Source organism: Achromobacter sp. Marseille-Q4954, from assembly GCF_943737025.1.
In the GTDB taxonomy this organism is placed as follows: Bacteria; Pseudomonadota; Gammaproteobacteria; order Burkholderiales; family Burkholderiaceae_B; genus Achromobacter; species Achromobacter bronchisepticus_A.
Genome location: NZ_CALSFQ010000004.1, coordinates 373302 through 397516, shown reverse-complemented (window position 1 = coordinate 397516; position 24215 = coordinate 373302). Strand labels below are relative to the sequence as shown.

Here is a 24215-nt window from a genome sequence, read left to right as displayed (position 1 = left end):
TTCCAATCTGAAAATGCAGTCTGACACCTTTTTTTAACTTAGGGGCAGCCTGCTAACCATGCGCGAGGACATTTGCTTGCGAATTCACTAGGAGGGGCTGGTGATGATGCAAGAAATTTGGTGACGCTTTTCCAGCGCAACGCGAATCATCCAAATATGGAAAAAAGGTGTCAGACTACATTTTCCACACATGAAAATGTAGTCTGACACCTTTTTTGCGCTAGGAGAGTCGACAGCTGCCGGCGGGGCGATAGATCCACTATTTGATCCCACGTCGAACTCATGGTGGGGAATCGAAAATCTAGAGAAAAATTTTGGAAATTAATTATGAGTACAGGTATTGGGATGCTGGTCATTTGTTTAATATTCATGTTTCTAACATGGTGTTTGTTTGGTCGAGTGGAACGTCATGGCAAACTGGAAAAATTCTTGTACTGGCTGAAATCGACCGCAATCACAGCTTTTGCTCTTGTATTGTGGTTTTTATATAGTGAGCCAGGTTGGAATGTTCTATATTCCTCTTTGTTTTCTTTTGGATTTGCTGGATTTATGAATCTCTGCCGATCTCAGGCTGGCATGATGTTTACTTAGAAGGTAGGTGTTAATTTATTTTTTGTTGAGATCTGGTGGGCTGTTGTCGCAATTATCGGAGGGAAGGTGGTAAATGAGTCAGGTAGATAAGAATCTTGCTAAGGCAATTGTTGGGATTGCCGTATTTCTTGAGTTTTCGGGAGACGAAGTTGTTGATCAAGACTCCGCCATCCAAGCCTTAGAGCAGCTTGCTTCAACGTTGCGGGGGGCAGATGGGGAAACAAGACAGTCGCTTTGTAGTCAGTTTGCAGATATCGCAAAAGATTATTCAGGAGAGCAGGCAGAATTCATTGAAAATCTGTCTGGCGCTCTAGGTCTGATTGATGAAAAAAGGTGTCGATGAAAAAAGGTGTCAGACTACATTTTTCACAGCCGAAAATGTAGTCTGAGCTAACCCGGGTTTTCCGGACACCCGAAGAAGTAGACAATACTTGAAGGAGGTGTCCCATGGATAAATCCAAACCCGAAGATAAGCCGCTCGAAGCCAAACGCCAGCATCACACGCGAGAGTTCAAGATCGAGGCGGTGAGGCAGCTGGAGGAAGGCAAGGTTAGTGGCACGCAACTGTCGCTGATGTTGGGCGTGAAGCGCTCAATTATCTACCGGTGGAAGAAGGAGCTGGCGACGCACGGCCCAGATGTCTCATTTCCCGGTAAAGGCGAGACGCGCACCGACGAGCAGACCGAGATTCAGCGCTTTAAGCGTCAGTTGGCCAAAGAAAAAAGGTGTCAGACTAAATTTTCCAAATCTGTGGAAAAAGGTGTCAGACTACATTTTTCACAGCTGAAAATGTAGTCTGACACCTTTTTTTGAGGGTGGATTAAGATGAATGATGTCGTAAAAACAGCTTGGGCAGATGCGAAAATAAATATAGATTTTATTTCCGTAAAAACGTTTTCTGGCTATCGGAGTAGTCAAGCGGATCCGCAAGGTGTGGAGCATTTTTTCAGCCCTGACGCTACCGATCAAGAGCTAGGTTTTGCTGTGCTTGACGCCTTGGCTCATAGCCGGTTTGTGCTTCCCGAGCCTCGAAAGGATGTTTGGATTCATCCTGAAGCTACTTTTGATATGGAGCTATATGATTACAGTTTGACTAGTCAACGATATGATCAATGGGTTGGCAGCACTTTGGAACGGTATGGCTACAAGACTAAGCGTGCATTATTTAAAGATATGAAAAAATGCAGTATCGAAAGTAAGGGTGATCAAATCACTATTCGCCCCAGCCATCACGAAAAGCTAGAAGCCTGGAGTGGTAAGGGAATAAGTGAAAGTGATTGCGTCTCTATCCCCAGCGGTAGTAGCCCTTCTGATGTAGGTGCGGCCTTGCGCTTGGCTTTTAGCCGGTGCACGTAATGTGTAGGGAATATGGTGTCAGACTACACTTTCCACAGCAGAAAATATAATCTTACACCTTTTTTATGGTTCGGCCGTGCGCCCTGATAGATTTACTGTTGAGTAGTCTATTGGTGGTGATTGTCCTGTTATTATTGATTTCAGAAATTTTCGGAGTGGTGTTTGATGGGTGATCAAGACATATATCGAAAAATTGGAAAATTATTGGTTGATGCAGGTCCGGAAGATGCTAGAGAAATAATAGTTAGAGCCAGAATTTTCTCGGAAGGGGATGGGGGGCGATACGAGTTTGACTATGTCAATCAGCTGGGTGAATTGAATTGGTTTGATCCTGATGGGCATGTTGTAGGGAATTTGACAGAATTGCTGGTTCATTTGCGGGAGTATTTTCTGGAGAAGAATTTGACCCGTGGAGAAAAATCATGGGTTGAGTGCGAAATCAAATTTAATGTTCATGAGATGAAACTGGGTGTGGAGCTGAAGTACGAAAATTAAAAAAGGTAAAAAGATACCGCCTTACCCGGGCGATAGGGTGAACGTTATCGAACCCCTGCCCAGGTCGAAGCCTCCGTGCCTTAACCAAACTGTCCGAGAAATCCGGGTCAGCTCAGACTACGTTTGAAATTAAGAAACTCCATGACCCGCCGTTATTAATCAGAGGAACCATAGTCAAGTTCCTGGCCGATTGGGCTGCAAAGATCCTGGACAGGCTACGCTTGGTCTGCCACAACGCAGCCCTTGCGAAGCAGTGACGGCCAACGCACATCATGGAGCAATACATGCGAAAAAAACTCCCCATACTCCGGGTCATCCGCCAGACTCTGGATTATCTGGGCGACCATGGCGGGCCGTTGATCGGCGCATCGCCGCTATTGATCCTGATTCTGCTCGGTGGCGTGGTTTTGGGCATGCACCTGAACCACATGGCATATGGCGAGCAGAGCAAACTGTTGGAGCTGGCCGGCTGGGTGGTGAGTACCGCCGCCCCAGTCCTGGCTGCGGTGGCTTGGCATCGGTGCATCCTTCTAAACGAACCTCCTGCGCCTCGCCCCGTGACAGGCAAGCCCGAACGCATGTATTTCATCGTACTGCTGGCAAGCGCCGTGTCGGCGTTCGCGGTTGCGCTTCTGGTCTACATCGTGATGCTGTTCTCCGAGGGGCCAACCGGCCCGCATTGGCTTGGCATGGTGTTGGTGCTGTTGTTGATATTGTCGCCATGCTTTTTCCTAGGATATTTCTTTCTGGCGTTACCGCACGCGGCCTTGACCGGCAGGTTGGACTTGTCGCGGATTGCGGGGCTGGTGAAGGGCAACCGGTTACGCCTGCTGGCGGTGGCCATGTTGCCGGTGCCGTTGTTGCTCTTGCTGGAGGCTGTCCGGATCTTTCTGCTGCATTTGCCGCAGGCGCCGGGCGTCGCGTTTTATCTGTACACCGCCATTTCGACATTCGCCTTTACTTTGGTTTCCGTGACTTCGATGTCCGTCAGCTATCGGACGCTGGCTTTGACGCCCTTGGAAGATCGCGCGGATTCCTCGTTCGCAGCGTGTAGTGCGGATTGATTTTCAGGTGATTCGCCATGGATAGCGCAATGACCAATTGCCCATGGGAGAGGATTGATGAGTTTTTCTCTCTAAACGAGTACGAGAGATTTCTGAAGTGGATTGTTGTGCAGGTAGACGCAGGTTTGGCAGTCGAGGTTGCCGTGCAAAGCCGGTACCCGATTTTCGGTCTTGAAGAACGGTAGTTTCAGTGCGTTGCCTCGCGCGAATTGTGGCGATTGATCGCACCTGATGCTCCCTTCAGAGGCTGCTGGGAGGCATGTATACACCTCGGCAGGTAGCGCCAACCAAAGGCGGCGGCCCGGAGTTGAATGGCCTTCTTGGGTTGCCTGCAAGGGCGGCGAGGTAGTCGGAGTGGCGCGACTGTCTTGTCAATGCCCGTTAGTCGGCATGGTGTTGGATATGCACGAAAATTAGTAGAACGGTGTTTATTTTTGGCGCCATTCGACCAAAAATAAAAAAAGCCAAAACGCCATTAAGAATGGTCATACCTAGCCGTTAGAGATAAGTAGATGGGGCATAGCGTCTGGCTTCCATCCGTAACGGCACGACGCAAAGATCCTGTCTCAATGCAGCGCTGCGGGGCGATGCATTGGGGAAACGCTGGATAGGTGAATTAATAAACAGCCATCCATCGGGCGCCCAGCCAGGATCCTCTCCACGCAATGCGTTTATGTCCAAGGCTCTGGACGGGCGCGGCGCGGCTTGCGGCTGGCATAGCGGTATCGGACTGAAAAATCTTCGAATAAATAATATCCCGGCTGAGATAGCTACGATTCGTCGGCTGTCGGCAAGGTCAAGGAAGAATTCGAATAAAGAATGGACCTCACAAAAAACAAGTGAGGCTGGCGGCCCGCGGGGGCTGCTTTGGTACTTGGTGCCATACGGGTTTGTTTTTGAAGTTCTGGAGGATCATGAAGTTCGTCAAAAAAATACCTTACGCGCTGAAGCGCGCCGTTTTTCGCGCGTCTCCGGCTCTTGCCAGAACCCTAGGCCTTGATTTCCGCTTGCGGGTGCCTAGCCGGATGTTCATGGAGCAAGAGGTCTTCAAGTATGTCAATCAGCAGTTCCGGCGCGCAACGACCGCTCCGGCTGCGAGGTGCTTGTTCATCGGCCTGGACAAGCACAATTGGCATTACGACCGGTTGCTGGACCTCGACTTTTATTCAATAGATTTGAATCCGCGCAATGCGGCCTACGGCCCGCCCGGCAGGCACGTGGTAGGTTCGGCGACCGAATTGTCTTCGCACTATCCGCCGAACAGCTTCGATGTGGTTTTTGCGAATGGGCTGATCGGTTTCGGCCTGGATACCGAGGAAGCGTTCAATCAGTTGATGTTCGAATGCCATCACGTCTTGGCCAGCGACGGGATGCTGGTGCTTGGCTACAACGACAAGCCCGACCGCCTGAGCTTCAAGGTTGAACAGGCCGCGGGTTTTGAGGTTTTCAAGACTTTTGAGCCTGGCATAACAGGAATGACTGGCGCGCGTCACATCGTGGAGGACGGGTTCCGGCATTGCTATGTGTTTCTGCGACCGCGGCGTTTGGGTCATGCGGCGGGCCAGATGGATCTGGTTGCTGCGGCCTGACCTGGCCGCGCCCGCTACATTTCTCTCCTTCCTGGCCGTTAATCGTAGGTCCATGGGGCGTTTCGCGCTTGCGCGGAGCGCCCGCATTATTGGAACCGAAACAGGCTTTTCTCATGATCATCGGTATCGACCTGGGTACGACAAATAGTTTGGCGGCGCTGTGGCAGGACGGCCGGGCGCGCCTGGTACCCAATCCGTTGGGGAGCTTTCTGACACCCTCCTGCGTAAGCCTGGATGAAGATGGCCGCGTATTGGTGGGGCAGGCCGCCCAAGAGCGTCTTCAAACGCATCCCGAGCGCACCGCCGCGTTGTTCAAGCGGCACATGGGCAGCGACAAGCTGTTCCAGTTGGGCGACCAGGAGTTCCGGGCGGAAGAACTATCGTCGCTGGTGCTGCGCGCGCTGAAGGCAGACGCCGAAGCCGTGTTGGGCCACCCGGTTACCGAGGCCGTGATCAGCGTGCCGGCCTACTTTTCCGATACGCAGCGCAAGGCAACGCGCAACGCGGGGAAGTTGGCGGGCCTGACCGTCGAACGTCTGGTCAACGAACCCACCGCGGCCGCGCTGGCCTATGGCCTGCACCAGAGCGAGGACGAGACCCAGTTCCTGGTTTTTGACCTTGGTGGCGGCACTTTCGATGTGTCGGTGCTGGAACTCTTCGAAGGCGTGATGGAGGTGCGCGCCACGGCGGGCGACAACTTCCTTGGCGGCGAGGATTTCGTCAATGAGATCGTTCAGAAGTTCTTCGATACCCATGCGCGGGCCGCGGCCGCGCGCGAGGACCGGCGCTTCATGCAACGGCTGCTGGCGCAGGCTGAAAGCGCCAAGCGCCAGTTGTCGACCCAACCTGCCGCCCGCATTGCGTTGGACTGGCGCGGCGAAGAATATGCGCTCGAATTGAGCCAGGAACTGCTTGGGCAGTTGTGCGCGCCGCTGCTGACGCGTTTGCGCATGCCGGTTGAGCGCTCATTGCGCGACGCCAACATCAAGAGCCAGGACATTGCCACCGTGGTGCTGGCGGGCGGCGCCACGCGCATGCCGCTGGTGCGCCAGCTGGTCACGCGCATGTTCGGCCGCTTTCCGAATGCCGAGATGGATCCCGATCAAGTGGTGGCGGCTGGCGCTGCGGTGATGGCGGGACTGAAGATGAAGGACCAGGCGCTGGAAGAGGTCGTGATGACCGACGTATGCCCCTACACGCTGGGCATCAGTACCACGCGCACCACCTCGTCCGGACAGCGTCTGCCAGGCCAGTTTGCACCCATCATCGAACGCAACGCCATCGTGCCCGTCAGCCGCCAGGAAACATACATGCCGATGGAAGACGGCCAGGGCGAGGTCGAGCTGCACATCTACCAGGGGGAGTCCCGCCTTGTCCGCGACAACATCCTGCTAGGCACTCTGAACATGTCGTTGCCGCGCTTGTCGCGTCTGGAAAGCGCCATCAACGTGCGTTTTACCTATGACGTGAATGGCTTGCTGGAGGTCGAGGCTGCGCTGGCGCGAGGCGGCGCGGCACAACGTCTGGTGATCCAGGGCGGCGGCGCGCAGATGAGCGACGCCGATATCCAGCGCCGCTTGGGCGAACTGGCCGAGTTGAAGATCCATCCTCGGGAACTGGCGGTCAACCGCGCCTTGGTGGCGCGGGCCGAGCGCGTCTACCAGGTGCTGCGTGGCGATGACCGCGAACTGCTCGCCCACGAAATAGTGCTGTTTGAACAGGCGCTGGAAACCCAGGAGGAGCGGCTTGCCGTGCGTGCCGCAGAGCGGCTGCGTCGCGTGGTCGACGTGCTTGAACGGGCCGCCGTGTTTGCTCCAGGCTTTGATCCCACGCAACAGGACTAGTACCGTGGCAGCAGCGAGCTTTACCAGATTGGGCATCGAGCCCACCAGCGACCAGAAGGTCATCCGCCGCGCCTATGCGGCGGCGCTCAAGCGGATCGACCAGGCCGCTGACCCGGAAGGCTTTGCCATCCTGCGCGGCGCATACGAGCATGCGCGATCCTGGGCCGAGATACAGATCGAGGAAGGGGAATCCGCCGCTTGCAGTGCGTTGCCTTTGTCCGACGCGCCGCAAGCGGGACCTGACGCAGCGCCGGGGGACACGCCCGAGTTCGCGCCCGAGTCCGGGATGGAAGCGGTCCCGAGGCAAGCACCGCCAGCGCATGCGCAGGAGCCAGGGCCAGCGGTTCAAGCAGAATGGTTTCCGCCATCCCGAGAGGAACTGGAAGCAGGTATCGAGCACTGGACCCGCCGTCTGATGCAGGCGCCCGATGACGAGGTTGCGCAGATGCTCGCTAGCGCCCTGGCTGACCGCCGGCTAGACCATCTGGAGGCCAGGGACGCTCTGGCCTGGAGCCTGGCCCGGGCGATGCGCCTGCAGCCGGACGGCCGCCTTGCCCTCTTCAATGGCGCGCGCCGGGCGTTCGACTGGAACGGCCTGAGCGCGCCATTTCCGCAGGACCAGGACCTCTCCGATTGGGTCGACATGCTGTTGGACCAGATGGAACAGTACAGCCAGCTGCCGCCGCCCCTGCGTGTGCGCTTGGATGCAGTCCTGAGGTTGGCGCACAGGTGGGCTGAGCCAAATCTTGTGCAGGCGTACTGGCATGGACGGGATTTCGCGCAATTGCTAAGCATTGCGCCTCATTTGTCGGTGCTGGATCTGGGGTGGGCGCGCATCGAGGCATGGCGCACGGCTTCGGCGCGCTTTGACCGCGGCCGGAACGCGTTGCGGTGGTTGGCGGCCAACAAGCTGAAGATGGTGCTTGCGGCGATTTGCGTCATGGGATTGGCCTTGATGTACCGGGACGCGCGCGACGGCACGACCTACGAGAAGCCAGGGCCGACCCGGGAGCAATTGGCAAATGGCCTGGTGACCGTGCATGCGCAACGCGCGGCGCCCGAAGTTCAGCCGTGCCAGGTGCGATCTCCGCTTTCGCCACCGCTGGGATGTCCCGCGGCGCAGACGGGTCAGGCCTCGCCTGAGCCATGGCCGATGGCCATGCCCAAGGCGCTGTTCATTACCGGAGCTCCCGCGCTCTCCTATCCGCCGCAGGCCAAGTCGGCTGGGGCCAAGGGCACAGTCTGGGTACGTGTGATGCTGGATGTTCAGGGGAAGGTGCTGCGTAGCGCGCTGATTTTCCCCTCAGGGAACAGCACCTTGGATCAGGCCGCCGTCGTAGCCTCGAGCGGGGTGCGAATGATGCCCGCAATCCAGGATGGCAACGCCGTACCGAGCCAGGCGGTGCTTGTGTTCAGCTATGAGATCGCCGCTCCCTGAATCCGGTACTGACGTGCAGTTCAGATTGCGATGAAAAAAGGAGATTGACAGTATGGGTCTCATCGACCCTGGGACGGTCAATTCACGACCCGCGACGCCAAGTCAGTACGCAACACGTGAATGCCGGACGCCAGGAATCATGGAGGCCTTGAGCCTTGTCTTGCAGGTCCGGACCTGCGATCTGATGCCGCTACAAGAATAGGTAAATACGAGTCCAGAAAAACTCAGGATAGAAGAAAAAGCCCCAACCTAGAATTCAAAAAAATGAGGCTGATGGCCTGCTGGAAGGCCACTCGGATATTGGCGTTATTCGGGGTTTTGGGGATCATGAAGTTCATCAAAAAAATATCATATGCCCTGAAGCGGGCGGCTTTCCGGGCTTCTCCGGCTCTTGCCAAGACGCTAGGCGTCGATTTCCGGCTGAGGGTACCTAGCCGGATGTTCATGGAGCAAGAAGTCTTCGACTACGTCAATGAACATTTCCGGCGCGGCGCGGCGGCGCCGGCGGCCAGATGCCTTTTCATCGGTCTGGACAAGCACAACTGGCACTATGACCGGTTGCTGGATCTGGACTTCTATTCGATAGACCTGAATCCGCGCAACGCCGCCTACGGCCCGCCCAACAGGCACGTGGTGGGTTCGGCGACTGAACTGTCTTCGTACTATCCGCCGCATGGCTTTGATGTGGTGTTCGCTAACGGACTGATCGGCTTCGGCCTGGATACGGAAGACGCATTCAATCAGTTGATGTTTGAATGCCATCACGTGCTGGCCGACGATGGGATGTTGGTGCTCGGCTATAACGACAAGCCCGATCGCCTGAGCTTCAAGGTCGAGCAGGCCAAGGGCTTTCAGGTCTTCAAGACATTCGAGCCCGGCATAACGGGGATGACGGGCGCGCGCCACGTCGTGGCGGACGGGTTCCAGCATTGTTATGTGTTCTTGAGACCGCGGCGCCTTGGACTGGCGCAGCAGGGGCTGGCCTGGTAGGGGCGGAAAGCGCGGGGCTGCGTCAGGCCGGCCCGCCATTTCAAAAACGTAATCCCGCTATCCGCTTTCTGTCCGCATCGCTTTCCTAGAATTTGATCGTGCAGTCCCCTCCACGATACATAGGAAGCAAACATGCAGATTATCCGCAAAGCCGCATTGATCCTGGCGCTGTCGGCCGCCGCTACCGGCACGGCGCTGGCGCAGTCCGCGCCGCCGCCCGCTGGGTTGGCCGATCCTTATGGTCCCTCGTTGACGCGCGCCGAAGTGCTGGCCGACCTGGCGCTTTGGAAGCGCGCGGGCGTGGACCGGTTCTGGCGCGGCGAAGAGACGCCGGATATTTACAGCCCGCAGTACAAGGCCGCATTTACGGAGTATTTCCGCCTGCGTTCGGGGCCGGAGTACCAGGCTGAAGTACAACGCCAGAACGCGTCGGGGCGATAGCCGCCGGCGCGGCAGGCGAGCCCGGCGTGGCTGAATCCTCCGTGATCAATCCCCCCGAGTCCAGCCCCAGGTTGCAGCTAGCCGACCTGGAGCTGGACTTATTGCGCTGCCGCGCCTACCGTGGCCGGCAGTTCCTGCAGCTCACGCCCAAGGAATTCGGTTTGCTGGCTTTTCTGATGCAGCGGCCCGGGGTCGTGTGCGTGGAATGGGAGCTGGCCGAGCAGGTCTGGAAAATGAAGCTGCATATCCAAGACAAACGCAATTTCAAGTCGCATGCGGTTGCGGTCGCGATGCGCAGGTTGCGCAGGAAGGTCGACGCAGGGCCGGGGCCCAAGCTGCTGCACACGATGCGGGGCGGCAGCTACATGCTGGCGGCGCGGCCCTTGTGATCAGCGCACGCATGCGAGCCCGGCAACCGCGCGGCATCAGAAAAAGCGCGCGCCGGAAGGGCGCGCGGCGATCATCTGGCCTTCCCTTCGCGGAGGGGGCGCAATCAAGGGATTCCCTGCATACAGCGTCTTATGAAACCTTGCGTTAGAACCGGTGGCGGATGCCCATGTTCACTTCAGTCGCCTTGACGTTGTCCTGGAACGCCCAGTTGGTGGTGTAGGACGCCACGGCATAGAGATCGGTCCGTTTGGACAGGTTGTAGTTGTAGCCGAGGCTATAGGTGTTGCTGGCGGCGTCACCGCCCGTGAGCTGCTTGCTGTTGGCGTCGGCGCGCTGCCATGACGCGAATGCGCCGCCGGATCTGCCGACGGGAACGGCCAGAGCCAGCATGTAGGCATTCGAGCGGAAGCCTTTCACGAAGGCGTAGGAAGGTGTGCCGGTAAAGCCGCCGATGCTGCCGCCATTGGGGAAACCTTTGCCTGCGAACCAGCCATCGCTCATGCGGTTGTAGGCCAGGGCCACCTTGACGACTTCGAAGTCGTAGGAGCCGCCGACGATGTAGGAGCGCGGCGTGGCGTCGGTCTGGCTTGGGCTCAGCTTGTTCGAGGCATTGAGCTGGTCGTAGGTGGCAAAACCCATGATGGGGCCGTTGTCATAGCGCAGGCCGGCCGAGATGGCGCGGGTGTTGTCGGCCGTGGCGAAACCGGTCTGGGCGAGGCGGCGGTCGTCGGCGTTGAAGGCGTAGCCGATGGCGCCCGTGAAGCCGCCCATCGACGGGGTTTCATAGACGACCAGGTTGTCGTAGCGCACGAAGTTGGCCGAGCTGAAGCCCAGGCCTGCGCCGGTGTTCAACTGATTGAAGCCGCCGCCGAACGACGAGCCGAACATGCCGGTGAAGTAGCGCGAGGCAATGTTGTATTGCCGACCCAGGCGTACCCCGCCCCAGTCGGCGCTGCCCAGGGCCACAGTGGCTTCGCGGCCGAACAGGCGGCCGCTTTGCAACGAGTTGCCGTTGCGGCTGTCGTAGCCGGACTCCAGCTGGAAGAGCACGTACAGGCCGTCGCCCAGGTCTTCCTTGCCGCGCAGGCCCCAGCGCGAACCGGCGGTGGTGCCGGTGGTGGATCCGATACGGCTGCTGTCGACGCGGGTGCGGTTGCCGGTGGCGGGATCGGTGTAGGCGCCATCGACGTTGGCATAGCCGATGCCGGTGTCGATAAGGCCATAGAGCGTGACGGAAGAGGGCTGCGCATAGGCGGCGCCGGACAGTGCCGTGGCGACCGCCGCGGCATATAGCTTTTTCATGGGGGACTCCGTGAGCGGGGAAGATCGATATGCGTCTACCGACCGGAAGCCACGGGAACCATGTCTTCTGGCGGATTGGCGGGGCCAGTGTGCAGGCCGTCGCCCGACAATCCGCGGTCATTGGAATTACAAATCCGATCGTCCCGCCGTCACGGTTCTGTCATGTCCGCATGGGTCGGGCGTCCCGTGCGCCATGCTCGCCTGCCTTATCCCTCCAATCCCCCCAGATCCGGCGGCCGGTTCTCGATGATGGCCTCCATGCTGAAGAACCCCGTCACCGTGGAAAGCTCGAAATCCGTGATCAGCTTCTGGTAGAAGCGGTCGTACCCGGCCATGCCGCGGCAGACCACCTTGATCAGGTAGTCCCAGTCTCCGCCGATGCGATAGAACTCTGTCACTTCGGGCAGGCGTTCCACGTGCTGGCGAAATCCGTCGGCCCAGGCCTTGGCGTGGTGGCTGGTGCGGATCATTACGAATACCGTCAGGTCCAGCCCCACTTCGACCAGATTGACCTCGGCGCGGGTGCCGCGAATGATGCCGCAGGCGTTCAGGCGCTGCAGCCTGCGCCAGCAGGCGTTTTGCGACAGCCCGACGCGATCGGCCAGCTCGCGCTGCGACAGCGCGCCATCCTTTTGCAGGCAGGAGATGATATTCAGATCAAATTTATCTATTTTTTCCATTTAAAAGATCAAATGACCCAATTTATGAGGTTTTAGGCAAAATTTAGGTGAGGTTTCAAATTTCTTTCCATCGTATGATATTTCGGTGTGCCCAGGAACATCCCCGACATGAATACGCCTACCAAAACGACCCCCGCCAAGATCACGCCGTTGCAGCAATTCCTAGAAAGCCTGAAGACGGCCGACGTCGCCGCGGCGCTGGCCGAAGGGCTGATCGGCAAGGATGCGGTGGTAGATGGCCCCTATGGCGTCAAGCCGCTGGTGTACGCCGATTACGTGGCGTCCGGCCGGGCGTTGATGCAGGTCGAGCGTTTCATTCTTGAGCAGGTGCTGCCGTACTACGCCAACTCGCATACCGAGGCTTCCTACTGCGGCGGCTTCATTACCCGGTTGCGCCGCGAGGCGCGCGCGGCGATTGCGCGGTGCTGCGGCGCGAGCGATGAGCACGCCGTGATTTTTGCGGGGTCGGGCGCGACGGCTGGCATCAACCGGCTGGTGCACCTGTTCGGCGTGCGCGAGGCCATCGCCGCGGGCCGCCAGGTGCGCGTCATCATCGGCCCCTACGAACACCATTCCAATATCCTGCCGTGGCGCGAATGCGGCGCGGAAATCGTCGAGCTGGCGGAAAGCCCGGCAGGCGGCCCCGACCTGGCGCAGCTGGACGCGGCGCTGCAAGCCGGGGAGGGCGCGCTGGTCATCTGCGCGCTGTCGGCGGCTTCGAACGTGACGGGCATCGTGGCGGACGTGGCGGAAGTGACCCGGCGCGTCAAGGCCGCTGGCGCGAAGATGCTGTGGGACTACGCAGGCGGCGCGCCCTATCTGACGATCCGGATGACGCCTGCTGCCGACGCGGCGATCGACGCGATTGTTTTCTCGCCCCACAAGTTCATCGGCGGTCCGGGCGCGTCGGGCGTGCTGATCGTGCGCCGCGACGCGGTGCTGGACACCAAGCCCACCTGGCCCGGCGGCGGCACGGTGCGCTTCGTTTCGCCCGCGGGCCACGACTACAGCGGCAGCCTGGAAGCGCGCGAGGAAGCGGGCACGCCCAACGTGGTGGGCGATATCCGGGCGGCGCTGGTGCTGCTGGTGAAGGAAGCCCTGGGCGCCGAGTTCATGCGCCAGCGCAATCAACACTTCGTAGAGCGCGCGCTGGCCAGGTGGCAGGGCGCCGAGCAGCTGGAGCTGCTGGGTTCGCTGACGGCGGCACGCCTGCCGATCTTCTCGTTCCGGGTGCGCAACGGCCGCGGCGGCTTCGTGCATCAGCAACTGGTGACGCGCATGCTGAGCGACCGCTTCGGCATCCAGGCGCGCGGCGGCTGCGCCTGCGCGGGACCCTATGTGCATCGCCTGCTGGATATCGGCGCGGATGAGTCGCAGCAGATGCGCCAGGCCATCCTGGATGGCCGGGAAATGGAAAAGCCAGGTTTCATCCGCCTGAACTTCAGCGTGCTGCTGCCGGACGAGAAGGCCGATTTCATCCTGGATTCGGTGCTGGCGCTGGCCGCGGACGCGACCGAGTTCGAGCATCGCTACGGTTTCGATCCGAGCCGTGCGATTTTCTTCCCGCACAGCGCCGAAAAGCAGGCCGCCTGAGCCATGCGCCCGCCGCCTGGCGGGCCGCTCAGTCTTTCATGTGCAGGCCGCAGGTTCTGATCCATGCGGCCTTTTTGTCGGCCAATTCCTCGGACGCGTCGCTTAGCGCGCGCGCCATCTTTGCCGGGAACTCCACGCCTTTGCGGCGGCAGGCCTCGAAGTCGTCGACCAGGGCGTATCTGGCATCCAGCAGGTCCAGGCGGCCCTGGCACAGCTCGCGATTCAATTGCAGATCGTTGGATGCTTCGCGCGTGCGCTGCACGTCCTGCGCGCGGTCGATGCGCGCCTGCTCCGCCTGGACCTGCGCAACGCAGTCTTGCGCGACGGCGGGGGCGCTGGCGGCGCAGAGGAGCAGGATGGCGAGGGAGCGGCGGTCAAGAACGGCCATGCGGGGATACCTTGGGAATGCGACTGAATGGGCAGCATCATAACTGGGGGGAGCATCGGCCCGCCGGAGCGGCAGCTCCGTGCGAATCCGTTGTCGCCAGATGCTTCCAGATCGCCTCGGCCACTGTCTGCGGCGCGATGGTGGCCATGTCGCCTTTTACTGTGGCCTCTACCGGGTACAACCAGGGTACGTACCGCAATGCGGGAGTGGCGCCGAACAGTCCTATCGTCGGGATTCCGTGGGCCGCTGCAATGTGCATGCCCATGCTGTCGTTGGAGACAAACACCGAACAGCTCGCGATCAGTGCCTGGCTATCGCATATGTCCTTGGCCTGTTGCGTCGCATCCAACAAAGTTATGGATTCGGGTAGCAAGCTGCGAATTTCTTGTGCAATGTCCTGGACATCGCTGCCGCCCACCAATACAAAACGCAGTCCGCCATCCCGCGCATGCAAGATGCGCGCCACTTGCGCAAAAGCCCTGCCGCTATAGCGTTTACAGGGTATCGAACCATTCAAGCCGAATCCAATCGTGCGGGATTGCGCATGGCAGAACTGCATGGCCTTGCTGCTCGCCGAATCCGTACAGAACAGCGAGGGATAGCGCGGTTCAAACTGATAGCCCGCCTTCGCATACAGCAACGGCAGCCATGTATAGATGTCAGGGTGCGGGGTCCCTTTGCGGCGTACCCAGATGCGATGCGTGAGCAGCGCTGCAAGATGCGGCTGGTGCATGCGTACGAAACCGATACGTTGCGGAATTCCCGCCAGGCGGGCCGCCAACGCAATGTGAGTACGGAAGGTAAAGAGAAACAGACTGTCGTAGGCGCGGTCCGCCAGTATCTGTTTCACCCGCGTGATGCGCTCCCAACCTCGCAAACGGTTCTCCGAACGCAGAGAGATGACTTCCTTCACGTACGGCTGAGCGCGGAACAGTTCCTGTGCTGACTCATTTTGAGTCATCAGCAATGAAACGGTCCCTCCGGCTTGTTCGGCCAGCGCTCGGACAAAAACCATGCTGAGCACTCCGTCGCCGATGCCGCCGGAAATATAAATCGCACAATTTCGCGCTGTACTACGGGAGACGGAAGAGGCGGCAGGCATGGCATCCAATAAAAATACGCTCACTGCATTTTCAAAAAAGATATCGAACTTCGAATCTATTAGTCTGGTGGAGGTATGTTTATTGGTCGCGTAGTGTTTTGTATTAAATGTTCGAAAAAGTTATGCGCGATGGCGCCCGGACGAAGTGATGGTACATGGGTTGCGGTGAGTGTGGGAAGCGCCCCATGCCGCCTGCGTCCGACGCCAAGGCTACTGGTCGGATACCCAGTTTACGGTTATCTAAAACTCGCCTACTGTGCTTTACATATCAACGACTTACAAGCGCTGCACGGCGCCATCGAATTACACGGTCGTCGATATAAATTTCTGTTTTATCAACAAGTTACGTTGGAGATGAAAGAGAATGACCGATACCCTCATCAAGGTCGACCTGGCCCAATCCCCCTACGAGAACGCGCAGATCCACAATCGCTGGCATCCGGATATTCCGATGGCCGTGTGGGTCAAGCCCGGGGATGACTTCGTGCTGGAAACCTATGACTGGACCGGCGGCGCGATCAAGAACGATGACAGCGCCGACGACGTCCGCGACGTGGACCTGTCCACGGTGCACTTTCTTTCGGGGCCGGTGGGCGTGGAAGGGGCCGAGCCCGGCGACCTCTTGGTGGTGGACCTGCTGGACATCGGCGCCAAGCCGGACAGCCTGTGGGGTTTCAATGGCTTCTTCAGCCGCAACAACGGCGGCGGCTTCCTGACCGAGCATTTTCCGCATGCGCAGAAATCCATCTGGGATTTCCATGGCATGTTCACCTCGTCGCGCCATATTCCCGGCGTCAACTTCGCCGGGCTGATCCATCCCGGGCTGATCGGCTGCCTGCCGGACAAGAAGCTGCTGGACACCTGGAACCGGCGCGAACAGGCGCTGATCGACACCAATCCCAACCGCGTGCCGCCGCTGGCCAATCCGCCCGCGCCGAAGACGGCGCACATGGGTGCCATGCAGGGCGCGGCGCGCGACAAGGCGGCGGGCGAAGGGGCGCGCACGGTGCCGCCGCGCGAGCATGGCGGCAACTGCGACATCAAGGACCTGTCGCGCGGCGCGCGGGTGTTCTTCCCGGTCTACGTGAAGGGCGGCGGCCTGTCGGTGGGCGACCTGCATTTCTCTCAGGGCGACGGCGAGATCACGTTCTGCGGCGCCATTGAAATGGCGGGTTGGGTGCACATGCGCGTGTCGCTGATCAAGGGCGGCATGGAGAAGTACGCGATCAAGAACCCGATCTTCAAGCCCAGCCCGATCACGCCGGCCTACAAGGACTTCCTGATCTTCGAAGGCATTTCGGTGGACGAGTCCGGCAAGCAGCACTACCTGGACGTCAACGTCGCGTACCGGCAAGCCTGCCTTAACGCCATCGAGTACCTGAAGAAGTTCGGCTATTCGGGCGCCCAGGCGTATTCGCTGCTGGGCTGCGCGCCGGTACAGGGGCATATCAGCGGGGTGGTGGACATCCCCAACTCCTGCGCCACGTTGTGGCTGCCGACGGAGATCTTCGACTTCGACATCCAGCCGTCGGCGTCCGGCCCCGTCAAGCACATCCAGGGCGGCGTGGACATGCCGCTGTCGCGCGACCGCTAGGAGCCATCCCATGCCCATGTATGACTATGCCTGCGGCGATTGCGGCGAGTTTGCGGCGCTGGTGCCCCTGGCCAGGTGGCGCGATCCCGCCGCCTGCCCGCAATGCGGCGTGATGTGCGGCCGCATCCTGGGGGGAGCGCCGGCGATCTCGGCGCTGTCGTCCGCCGTGAACCGGGCGCGCGCGGTCAACGAGCGCAGCGCCCACGAACCGCGCAGCTCGCGCTCCGGCCATGGCATGAACTGCGGATGCTGTTCCGGCGGCAAGGCGGCCGGCAAGACGCGCACCACGCCGGATGGGGCGAAATCGTTCGCGGGCGCAAGGCCCTGGATGATCAGCCACTGAGGACGCGCCGCCGGCGTGCAAAGGCCCCGCTTGCGCGGGGCCTTGTTTTTGCGGGGCGGGAGCAGCGGGCTCAGGCTTGCAGCGGCGCCACCGCGGCGCCCTGGATCTTGTGGCGGGCCAGGGCTTCGGCGACGAAGCCCGATTTCTTCATGGCCTCGACGAAGGCGGCCAGGTAGGCGCTGGCCTTGTCGCCGCGGCTCTTGGGCACGCCCATGGCCTGCCGGATCAGCATGAAGTGGCCGTCCAGCAGGCGCAGACCGCCCAGGCGCTGCGCGTCGGCTTCAAGCTGCTGCTTCACGCCTGCGGCGACTTCCATGTTTTCCTGCATGAAGGTGTCGACGACGGCGGGCGAGGTGGGCGCGCGGAAGATCTCCGCTTGCTTGAGTTCCCGCGTAAGGTACAGGTCGTAGGCGCTGCCCTTGCCGACCACCACGCGCTGGCCCTTGCGGTCGACCTCGTCCATGCTCGCGATGGGCGAATCCTGGCGCACCAGGTAGGCGCCTTCGATCACCACGTAGGGCGCGGTGAAGGCGATCTGCGCGCCGCGCAGCGGATCGATGGCGAAGAAGCCTACGTCGGCCTCTTCGGCAGCCACGGCGTTGACGGATTCACCGGCCGACTTGAACACCACCAGCTCCAGCTGGACGTCCAGGCGCCGCGCCAGTTCCGTGGCCAGGTCGACCGAGACGCCGCCGGCCTGGCCGGTGACGGGGTCGGCGTGCGCCAGGATGGGATTGCCCAGGTTGATGGACGCGCGCAGCGCGCCGGTGGGGGCGAAGGCGGAAAGCAGCTCGTGGTCGGTCTTCATGGTTTCCTTGGGCGGAGAGGGCCCCGCGCGTGGGCGCGGATGTTGCGGCAAGCATAGCCGCAAGCGCGCGCGTTGCGCGATGCCTTATTGCGCGCGGCGCAGCACGTAGTGGGGGGCCAGCGGGCCGGTCGGGCGGGTGCCGTCGCGGTACAGCATGGTCACCTGGTTTTCGCCGACGAAGTAGCGCTGGCTGTCGCCGGACGCATCCAGACGGATGGTGCTGCCGTCGGACTCCCAGCTGAATGAACCCGTGACGACCTCGGGTTGCGGCTGGCGGTCCAAATACTGGGTCTGTCTTTGGTAGCGGCCGTCCTGTTCGAGCGTCAGGCGGGTACGGATGCCCGGGCAGTCGGCGCAGGGCAGGGTGCCCTCGTAGCTGCCGGCCCAGTCCAGCGAATCGCGGGCGGTGTGGCTGTCGACGGGGGCGGAACCGCCGGCGCCGGGCTGGGTGGGCGCGCAGCCGGCGAGCAGGGCTAGCGTCAGGGCGCAGGTCAGGGTGGTTTTCATCATGGCGAGCTCCTGTTTGGCAAACCGGTCACGATACGGACAGTAACGGGGCTGTGCTGAAACGGGATGTAAAGCGCAAGGGCCGGTCGCGGCCGCGCATGCGCTACGCTACCTTACTTTCCAGGCGCACCCGCCCGGGCCTCCCTCTTGAACAGGACGATTCCGATGAAAGGCGAACACCGTTACAACGTCACCGTCGACTGGACCGGCAACACCGGCTCGGGCACGTCCAGCTACGCGGCCTATTCCCGCGACCACCTGATCCGAGCGGCGGGCAAGCCCGATGTGCCGGGATCGTCCGACCCGGCCTTTCGCGGCGATCCCGCGCGCTGGAATCCCGAGGACATGCTGGTGGCGTCGCTGTCCGCGTGCCACAAGCTCTGGTATCTGCACTTCTGCGCGGTCGAAGGGGTGACGGTGGAGGCCTACCGCGACGAGGCCGAAGGCGTCATGGTCGAGGATCGCGAGCGCGGCGGCGCCTTCAGCGCCGTCACCCTGCGTCCCGAAGTGACCATCCGCGCTGGCGACGACGCGGCGCTGGCGGCCGAACTGCACGAGCGCGCGCATCATTTCTGCTTCATCGCCAATTCGGTCAACTTCCCGGTGCGTTGCGAACCGCGCATCGTGCACGCTGCCTGAGGACTATCGTCATGCTGACCATTTGGGGACGCCGCAGTTCGTTCAATGTGCAGAAGGTGTTGTGGCTGGCGGGAGAGCTGGGCCTGGAGTACGAGCATGTGCTGGCCGGCGGCCAGCACGGGCTGCTGGACACGGCCGAGTTCCGCGCCATGAATCCGCACGGCAAGGTGCCGCTGCTGCGCGATGGCGCGACCACGGTCTGGGAGTCCCATGCCATCCTGCGCTATCTGGCCGCGCGCGACGGCGCCGGCCGCTTCTGGGCGGACGACCCCGCGCAGCGGGCCGGCGCCGACGGCTGGATGGACTGGGCCCAGACCGCCTTGCAGCCTGCCTTTCTGACCGGCGTGTTCTGGGGCTATTACCGCACCCCCGAGGCGCAGCGCGACACGGCGGCCATCGAGCGCGCCATCGCCGCCACGCATGCCTGCCTGCGGCAACTGGACCGCGCGCTGGCGGACCGCCCGTATCTGGGCGGCGAAACCCTGGGCCTGGCCGACATTCCCGCCGGCACCACGCTCTACCGCTACTTCGAAGTGGACATTCCGCATCCGTCCATGCCCCATCTGCAGGCCTGGTACGAGCGCCTGCAGGCCCGTCCCGCCTATCGCGAACATGTGATGGTGCCGTTCGGGGAATTGCGCGGGCGGCTGGCTTTCTAGGCCGGATTTACAAATTTTCCGGCGGGCGATGTCACATCGTGGCAGGCTGTCTCGTCCTAGGGGTAATGGCGCCGCATCCCGCGGCGCATGCCTGCCTTGCCGGAGACACGCCATGAGCACCGCCCGCCTGAACGCCTACACCGCCTCGCCCAAGGCCATGAAGGCCATGATCGCCCTGAACGACTTTGTCGAGGGCTGCGGCCTGGAACACAGCCTGCTTGAACTGGTGAAGATGCGCGCTTCGCAGATCAACGGCTGCGCCTACTGCCTGCACATGCATTCCACCGATGCCCGCAAGCAGGGCGAGAGCGAAATGCGCCTGTACCTGCTGGATGCCTGGCGCGAATCCTCGCTGTACAGCGAACGCGAGCGCGCCGCGCTGGCGTGGACGGAGGCGTTGACCCGGCTTGCCGACACCCGCGCGCCGGACGCCGACTATGCCGAAATGGCCAGGCATTTCAGCGAGGAAGAGCAGGTCAACCTGACGGTCGCCATCAACATGATCAACAGCTGGAACCGCATCGCCGTCGGGTTCCGCTCGCAGCATCCCAAGCAGTGAGGCCCGGCTGTATGAGCGCGTCCGCCATTCCCGGTGCCGTGGCCGATTTCGAGCCCCATCGCAAGCACCTGCAGGGCCTGGCTTACCGCATGCTGGGGTCATGGGCAGAGGCCGAGGACATCGTGCAGGACGCCTGGCTGCGCTGGCGCGACGCGGACCGCGCTCAAGTCGAGACGCCGCGCGCCTTCCTCTCGCGCACCGTCACGCGGTTGTGCCTGGACCAGCTGAAGTCGGCGCGCGTGCGGCGCGAGGAGTACGTGGGGCCATGGCTGCCGGAACCCTTGCCTGATGCGGGCAGTTATGAGGCGCCGGGGGCGGGGGAGATTGCGCACGATCTGTCGGTGGCGCTGATGCTGGCGCTGGAGCGCCTGTCCGCGCTGGAACGGGCCGCTTTCCTGCTGCACGATGTGTTCGACATACCGTTCGCGGAGATTGCGGCGACGCTGGGCCGCAACGAGGCCGCCTGCCGCCAGTTGGCCGCGCGGGCGCGCAGCCGCGTGCGCGATGCGCGCCCGCGGTTCGCGGTGACGGAACGGGAAGGCGCGCGCATCGCCGATGCATTCTGGCAGGCGTCGCGCGCGGGTGACGTGGATGCTCTGCGCAGCCTGCTGGCGCAGGACGCCGTGCTGCATGCCGACGGCGGCGGCAAGAAGCTGGCCGTATTCAGACCCATCCTGGGCAGCGACAAGATCGCGCGCTTTTTCGCCGGCCTGGCGAAAAAACCCAGCGGCCAGTTCCTGGACGCCGTGGTGACCCAATTGAACGGCATGCCGGGCGTGCTGGCGACCGAACTGGACGGCCTGCCGCGGTCCACCACGCTGGAGGTGCGCGACGGCAGGATCGCCGCCATCTATATCGTGCGCAACCCTGATAAGCTGCGCCATGTCGCGGCGCTGTCGCCGCAGCCGGCCGCGCCCCAGGATGATTCCGCACCTCACTGACTACCCGCAGGACCTGCCCGAACTCGGATTGGATGGCTTGCGGCTGCGCCCATTGCGGGAAGCGGACGCCGACGATTGGCATGCGTATCTGCGCGACGAGGCGGTCACGCGCCATACCAGCTGGCAGTTGGACGGGCCGGATACGCTGGTCCGCCTGATCCGCGGTTATGGTCAGCCGGCGGCATCGCACAGCCTGCGCCTGGCCATCGTCACGGGGGGCGGCGCTTTGGCAGGCACCATAGGCTTGAACGAGATCGCTGCGTCCGCGCGGCGCGCGGAAATCGCCTATGACGTCGCGCCGCTTTACTGGCGGCGTGGCATCGCCACGCGCGCCTGCGTGACATTGACCGAGTGGGCCTTGCGCGAGCTGGGCTTTGCGCGCATCCAGGCCACCGTGCTGGATACGAACGTGGCGTCGGCCGGCGTGCTGGAGCGCTGCGGTTTTCAACGCGAAGGGCTGCTGCGGCGCTACCGCCTGGTGCGCGGCGAACCTCGCGATTTCTGGATGTACGCGCGCGTCAACGCCGCGCAGGGCTGAAGCCCAATCATTTTGAGGAACCCATGACAACCGCTTTGATCGTGATAGACGTGCAGCGCGCGCTGTTCGAGACGATTCCCGCGCCCGCCGATGCCGAGGCCGTGTTGGCGCGCATCAATGCGCTGGCCGAACGCGCCCGCGAAGCAGGCGCGCCCGTCATCTACGTGCAGCACGAAAGCCCTGGCAGCGCCATGGACCACGGCCTGCCGGGCTGGCAGCTGGACTTGCGGCTGCAGCCAGCGGATGGCGACGTCCGCGTGCGCAAGACTACGCCGGACTCTTTCCTGCGCACCGGTCTTGGCGATGCGCTGACTCAGGCCGGCGCCTCGCAACTGGTTGTGTGCGGCTACGCCAGCGAGTTCTGCGTGGACACGACCGTGCGCCGCGCGGCGGCGCTGGGCTACCCCGTCACGCTGGCCGCCGACGCCCACACCACTCAGGACAAGCCGCATGCGCCGGGCGCGCAGATCCGCGCGCATCACAACGCGACCTTGTCGTCCATCTCCAGTTTCGGCGTGAAGATCGCCGCCGTGCCCGCGGCGGACATCGTCTTCGGCGCCGCGACGGCGCGGTGAGCTCCATGGATCCCGAGCTGCTGTCGCTGCTGGTCACGCGCACCATGCCTTTCGGCAAGTACCAGGGGCGCCTGATCGCCGACCTGCCCGGACCATATCTGGCCTGGTTCGCGCGCAAGGGCTTTCCGCCGGGCGAGCTGGGGCGCCTGCTGGCCCTGATGCACGAGCTGGACCACAACGGGCTTTCGTCATTGCTGGCGCCGCTGCGCCAATCCGCGCCGAGGAAGTAGGGCGGCCCGCGTAGGGCGGCCCGCGTGGGGCGGCCTGGCGGGGAAACCGCGGGAAACAACTGTGGCGGATTGTGTAGCGTCTTGGCACGCCGCACTCTGGCGGCCGGGGATACGATAGGGCGGCGTGTCCAGGGCTGCGGTCCGCGTCCTGGATGTCAGTTCATTGAAAAGAGGTCGTCATGAAGAAACTCCACATTTCCGCCTTCCTGCTTGCCGCCCTGTGCGCGGCCGGCGCCGTGCAGGCGCAGAATGCGGCGCCCGTCACGCAGGAATACCAGTACCCCAGCGTACGCTCAAAGGATGGCAGCCTGTCGCCGCCTTCCACGCTGCGCATGACGGTCACGCCCGAATCCGGCTCCGCGCCCGCGGTCATCCGCGACACGCCGGAAAGCCAGGCCCAGTACGTGCGTTGCCGCGAGGTATCGGACCGCGCCGCCGTGTCGAACGCGCAGATGCAGGCCGGCGTGGCGCAGTGCCTGAAAGAGCTGGAGCAGCGCCGCCAGCAGTAAGAAGTGCACGGGCCGCCCAACGGGCGGCTTTCCGTTCTGGTCAAACGGTAATAATATTCAATCTCATCAACAGCGCTGCCCGCCGCGACGGAGCCGCCATCTTGACCGCCGCCCATCCCGAACCTGATTGGACCGTATCGGCCGCCACGCCCGCCATGTCGCTGGCGGGCGGCACGCTGCGCTTCGGTCGCGACGAGCGCGTGCAGGAGCGCCTGGAGCCGGGCCTGAAGCTGGTGCTCGTGCTGGACGGGGACCTGCGCTACAGCGTGCGCGGCGCCGCGCCCACCCGCGTAAGCGGGCCCGCGCTGCACCTGAGCGTGTGCCAGGACGCCATGGGCATGGAGCATGAGTTCGGCGCGCATCAGTCCTTGCGCTTCGTGTCCTTGCGCACGGGCCTGGACCATCTGCGCGAGGCCTTTTCCGTGGATCCGGCCCAATTGGCGGGCCTGCTGCGCGCGCCGCGGGCCGTAGGCGCCTACGCCGAGGCCAATATGCGGGCGGACCGCAAGCTGGAGGCTCTGGGCCACCAGATGCTGGCCTGCCCGGTGCAGGGTGCGCTCAAGCGCATGTACCTCTCGGCCAAGGCGCTGGAACTGGCCGCGCTGGCCCTGGGCGCGCTGCAGCCGGCGGAGCAGGTCGCGCCCATTCGCGGCCTGACGCGCGCCGACGTGGAACGCCTGCAATACGCGCGCGACCTGGTGGCGGCGAACCTGCAGGATCCGCCGTCCCTGCCCGAACTGGCGCGGCGCGCGGGCGTGAACGTCAACAAGCTCACCACCGGCTTTCGCAAGCTGTTTGGCCAGAGCGTCTACGCCTACGTGCGTGAACGACGCATGGAGCAGGCCCAGGTCCTGCTGGCCGAAGGCGCCTATACCGTATCCGAGGCGGCCTACGCCTGCGGCTATACCGATTCGCACTTCACCAAGGCGTTCCTGCGCCGCTACGGCGTGCTGCCCAGCAGCGTCGGGCCGGGCCGCTGAGGCGTCAAAACTTCCGCAATCGCCAGCAAGACTTCCGCAATCGCCAGCGCACGGCTGCCGTCATTCTTAG

At 62.0% G+C, this 24215-nt stretch carries 30 protein-coding genes and 1 pseudogene; 25 read left to right on the top strand and 6 right to left on the bottom strand.

The genetic code is table 11. The features are described from left to right. Positions 1-66 precede the first annotated feature (66 nt). The 13 genes and pseudogenes from NGK62_RS32400 to NGK62_RS30105 form a co-directional block, all read left to right on the top strand. Positions 67-207: pseudogene (locus NGK62_RS32400) on the top strand (hypothetical protein); the annotation flags it as partial. Between the two features lie 120 nt (positions 208-327). Then, positions 328-591 (top strand): hypothetical protein, encoded by a 264-nt coding sequence (locus NGK62_RS30160; protein WP_251881776.1) that lies wholly within the window; start codon positions 328-330, stop codon positions 589-591. 73 nt (positions 592-664) lie between these two features. Continuing rightward, a complete protein-coding gene (locus tag NGK62_RS30155) occupies positions 665-934 on the top strand; it encodes a hypothetical protein (RefSeq protein WP_251881775.1) in 270 nt (89 codons plus the stop codon). A gap of 104 nt (positions 935-1038) precedes the next feature. Then, the gene (locus tag NGK62_RS30150) at positions 1039-1386 is read left to right on the top strand and encodes a transposase (protein WP_251881773.1); all 348 of its coding nucleotides are present in this window, start codon (positions 1039-1041) and stop codon (positions 1384-1386) included. A gap of 30 nt (positions 1387-1416) precedes the next feature. Next, entirely contained in the window at positions 1417-1947 is a 531-nt protein-coding gene (locus tag NGK62_RS30145; RefSeq protein ID WP_251881771.1) for a contact-dependent growth inhibition system immunity protein, read from the top strand. 165 nt (positions 1948-2112) lie between these two features. Continuing rightward, positions 2113-2442 (top strand): hypothetical protein, encoded by a 330-nt coding sequence (locus NGK62_RS30140; protein WP_251881769.1) that lies wholly within the window; start codon positions 2113-2115, stop codon positions 2440-2442. Between the two features lie 284 nt (positions 2443-2726). Continuing rightward, positions 2727-3506 (top strand): hypothetical protein, encoded by a 780-nt coding sequence (locus NGK62_RS30135; RefSeq protein ID WP_251881767.1) that lies wholly within the window; start codon positions 2727-2729, stop codon positions 3504-3506. 914 nt (positions 3507-4420) lie between these two features. Then, positions 4421-5095: a class I SAM-dependent methyltransferase gene (locus tag NGK62_RS30130; RefSeq protein ID WP_118934354.1), complete on the top strand. Its 675-nt coding sequence runs from the start codon at positions 4421-4423 to the stop codon at positions 5093-5095. Between the two features lie 113 nt (positions 5096-5208). Beyond that, complete coding sequence (locus NGK62_RS30125) at positions 5209-6939, top strand: molecular chaperone HscC (RefSeq protein WP_251881765.1); 1731 nt, start codon at positions 5209-5211, stop codon at positions 6937-6939. Between the two features lie 4 nt (positions 6940-6943). Beyond that, the gene (locus NGK62_RS30120; protein ID WP_251881763.1) at positions 6944-8377 is read left to right on the top strand and encodes an energy transducer TonB; all 1434 of its coding nucleotides are present in this window, start codon (positions 6944-6946) and stop codon (positions 8375-8377) included. 327 nt (positions 8378-8704) lie between these two features. Continuing rightward, entirely contained in the window at positions 8705-9367 is a 663-nt protein-coding gene (locus NGK62_RS30115) for a class I SAM-dependent methyltransferase (RefSeq protein ID WP_251881761.1), read from the top strand. A gap of 132 nt (positions 9368-9499) precedes the next feature. Next, positions 9500-9808: a DUF4148 domain-containing protein gene (locus NGK62_RS30110; protein ID WP_251881759.1), complete on the top strand. Its 309-nt coding sequence runs from the start codon at positions 9500-9502 to the stop codon at positions 9806-9808. 26 nt (positions 9809-9834) lie between these two features. Continuing rightward, positions 9835-10197, top strand: coding sequence for a winged helix-turn-helix domain-containing protein (locus NGK62_RS30105; protein WP_118934348.1), 363 nt, complete (start codon positions 9835-9837; stop codon positions 10195-10197). Positions 10198-10342: 145 nt separating this feature from the next. On the opposite strand, the gene NGK62_RS30100 is transcribed toward NGK62_RS30105, so the two are convergent. Together NGK62_RS30100 and NGK62_RS30095 are read right to left on the bottom strand one after the other, a co-directional pair. Continuing rightward, a complete protein-coding gene (locus NGK62_RS30100) occupies positions 10343-11500 on the bottom strand; it encodes a porin (RefSeq protein ID WP_118934345.1) in 1158 nt (385 codons plus the stop codon). A 206-nt stretch (positions 11501-11706) separates the two neighbouring features. Next, a complete protein-coding gene (locus NGK62_RS30095) occupies positions 11707-12180 on the bottom strand; it encodes an Lrp/AsnC family transcriptional regulator (protein ID WP_251881757.1) in 474 nt (157 codons plus the stop codon). A 108-nt stretch (positions 12181-12288) separates the two neighbouring features. Between NGK62_RS30095 and NGK62_RS30090 the strand changes: the two genes are divergently transcribed. After that, positions 12289-13773: an aminotransferase class V-fold PLP-dependent enzyme gene (locus NGK62_RS30090; protein WP_059379967.1), complete on the top strand. Its 1485-nt coding sequence runs from the start codon at positions 12289-12291 to the stop codon at positions 13771-13773. A gap of 28 nt (positions 13774-13801) precedes the next feature. Here NGK62_RS30090 and NGK62_RS30085 read toward each other — a convergent pair whose 3' ends face one another. Continuing rightward, entirely contained in the window at positions 13802-14161 is a 360-nt protein-coding gene (locus tag NGK62_RS30085; RefSeq protein ID WP_118934343.1) for a hypothetical protein, read from the bottom strand. Positions 14162-14198: 37 nt separating this feature from the next. Continuing rightward, the gene (locus tag NGK62_RS30080; RefSeq protein WP_240633426.1) at positions 14199-15287 is read right to left on the bottom strand and encodes a glycosyltransferase family 9 protein; all 1089 of its coding nucleotides are present in this window, start codon (positions 15285-15287) and stop codon (positions 14199-14201) included. A 340-nt stretch (positions 15288-15627) separates the two neighbouring features. Between NGK62_RS30080 and fmdA the strand changes: the two genes are divergently transcribed. Continuing rightward, positions 15628-16857 (top strand): formamidase, encoded by a 1230-nt coding sequence (gene fmdA / locus NGK62_RS30075; protein WP_059379964.1) that lies wholly within the window; start codon positions 15628-15630, stop codon positions 16855-16857. 10 nt (positions 16858-16867) lie between these two features. After that, on the top strand, positions 16868-17200 hold the full coding sequence (locus NGK62_RS30070) for a zinc ribbon domain-containing protein (protein ID WP_118934339.1): 333 nt from the start codon (positions 16868-16870) through the stop codon (positions 17198-17200). A gap of 70 nt (positions 17201-17270) precedes the next feature. On the opposite strand, the gene NGK62_RS30065 is transcribed toward NGK62_RS30070, so the two are convergent. Both NGK62_RS30065 and NGK62_RS30060 read right to left on the bottom strand, forming a co-directional pair. Then, on the bottom strand, positions 17271-18008 hold the full coding sequence (locus tag NGK62_RS30065; RefSeq protein ID WP_118934338.1) for an ABC transporter substrate-binding protein: 738 nt from the start codon (positions 18006-18008) through the stop codon (positions 17271-17273). Between the two features lie 84 nt (positions 18009-18092). Continuing rightward, positions 18093-18518, bottom strand: a complete 426-nt coding sequence (locus tag NGK62_RS30060; protein ID WP_251881755.1) for a copper resistance protein NlpE — start codon at positions 18516-18518, stop codon at positions 18093-18095. A gap of 162 nt (positions 18519-18680) precedes the next feature. On the opposite strand from NGK62_RS30060, the gene NGK62_RS30055 reads away from it, so the two are divergent. From NGK62_RS30055 to NGK62_RS30015, 9 genes are all read left to right on the top strand, one after another. Next, the gene (locus NGK62_RS30055) at positions 18681-19154 is read left to right on the top strand and encodes an OsmC family protein (RefSeq protein ID WP_059379960.1); all 474 of its coding nucleotides are present in this window, start codon (positions 18681-18683) and stop codon (positions 19152-19154) included. 11 nt (positions 19155-19165) lie between these two features. Next, positions 19166-19813 carry a glutathione S-transferase family protein gene (locus NGK62_RS30050; protein ID WP_059379959.1) on the top strand — a complete coding sequence of 216 codons (648 nt, stop codon included), beginning with the start codon at positions 19166-19168 and terminating at the stop codon, positions 19811-19813. Between the two features lie 112 nt (positions 19814-19925). Then, complete coding sequence (locus tag NGK62_RS30045) at positions 19926-20372, top strand: carboxymuconolactone decarboxylase family protein (protein WP_118934332.1); 447 nt, start codon at positions 19926-19928, stop codon at positions 20370-20372. Positions 20373-20383: 11 nt separating this feature from the next. Further along, entirely contained in the window at positions 20384-21313 is a 930-nt protein-coding gene (locus tag NGK62_RS30040) for a sigma-70 family RNA polymerase sigma factor (protein ID WP_251881753.1), read from the top strand. Beyond that, positions 21294-21851, top strand: coding sequence for a GNAT family N-acetyltransferase (locus tag NGK62_RS30035; protein WP_251881752.1), 558 nt, complete (start codon positions 21294-21296; stop codon positions 21849-21851). Before NGK62_RS30040 ends, NGK62_RS30035 begins: the two co-directional genes overlap by 20 nt. A gap of 23 nt (positions 21852-21874) precedes the next feature. After that, on the top strand, positions 21875-22426 hold the full coding sequence (locus NGK62_RS30030; protein WP_251881750.1) for a cysteine hydrolase family protein: 552 nt from the start codon (positions 21875-21877) through the stop codon (positions 22424-22426). A 5-nt stretch (positions 22427-22431) separates the two neighbouring features. Continuing rightward, entirely contained in the window at positions 22432-22656 is a 225-nt protein-coding gene (locus NGK62_RS30025) for a DUF3820 family protein (protein WP_059379955.1), read from the top strand. A 179-nt stretch (positions 22657-22835) separates the two neighbouring features. Then, positions 22836-23165 carry a hypothetical protein gene (locus tag NGK62_RS30020; RefSeq protein ID WP_059379954.1) on the top strand — a complete coding sequence of 110 codons (330 nt, stop codon included), beginning with the start codon at positions 22836-22838 and terminating at the stop codon, positions 23163-23165. A gap of 101 nt (positions 23166-23266) precedes the next feature. Continuing rightward, positions 23267-24145: a helix-turn-helix transcriptional regulator gene (locus NGK62_RS30015; protein WP_251881748.1), complete on the top strand. Its 879-nt coding sequence runs from the start codon at positions 23267-23269 to the stop codon at positions 24143-24145. Positions 24146-24215: the final 70 nt, after the last annotated feature.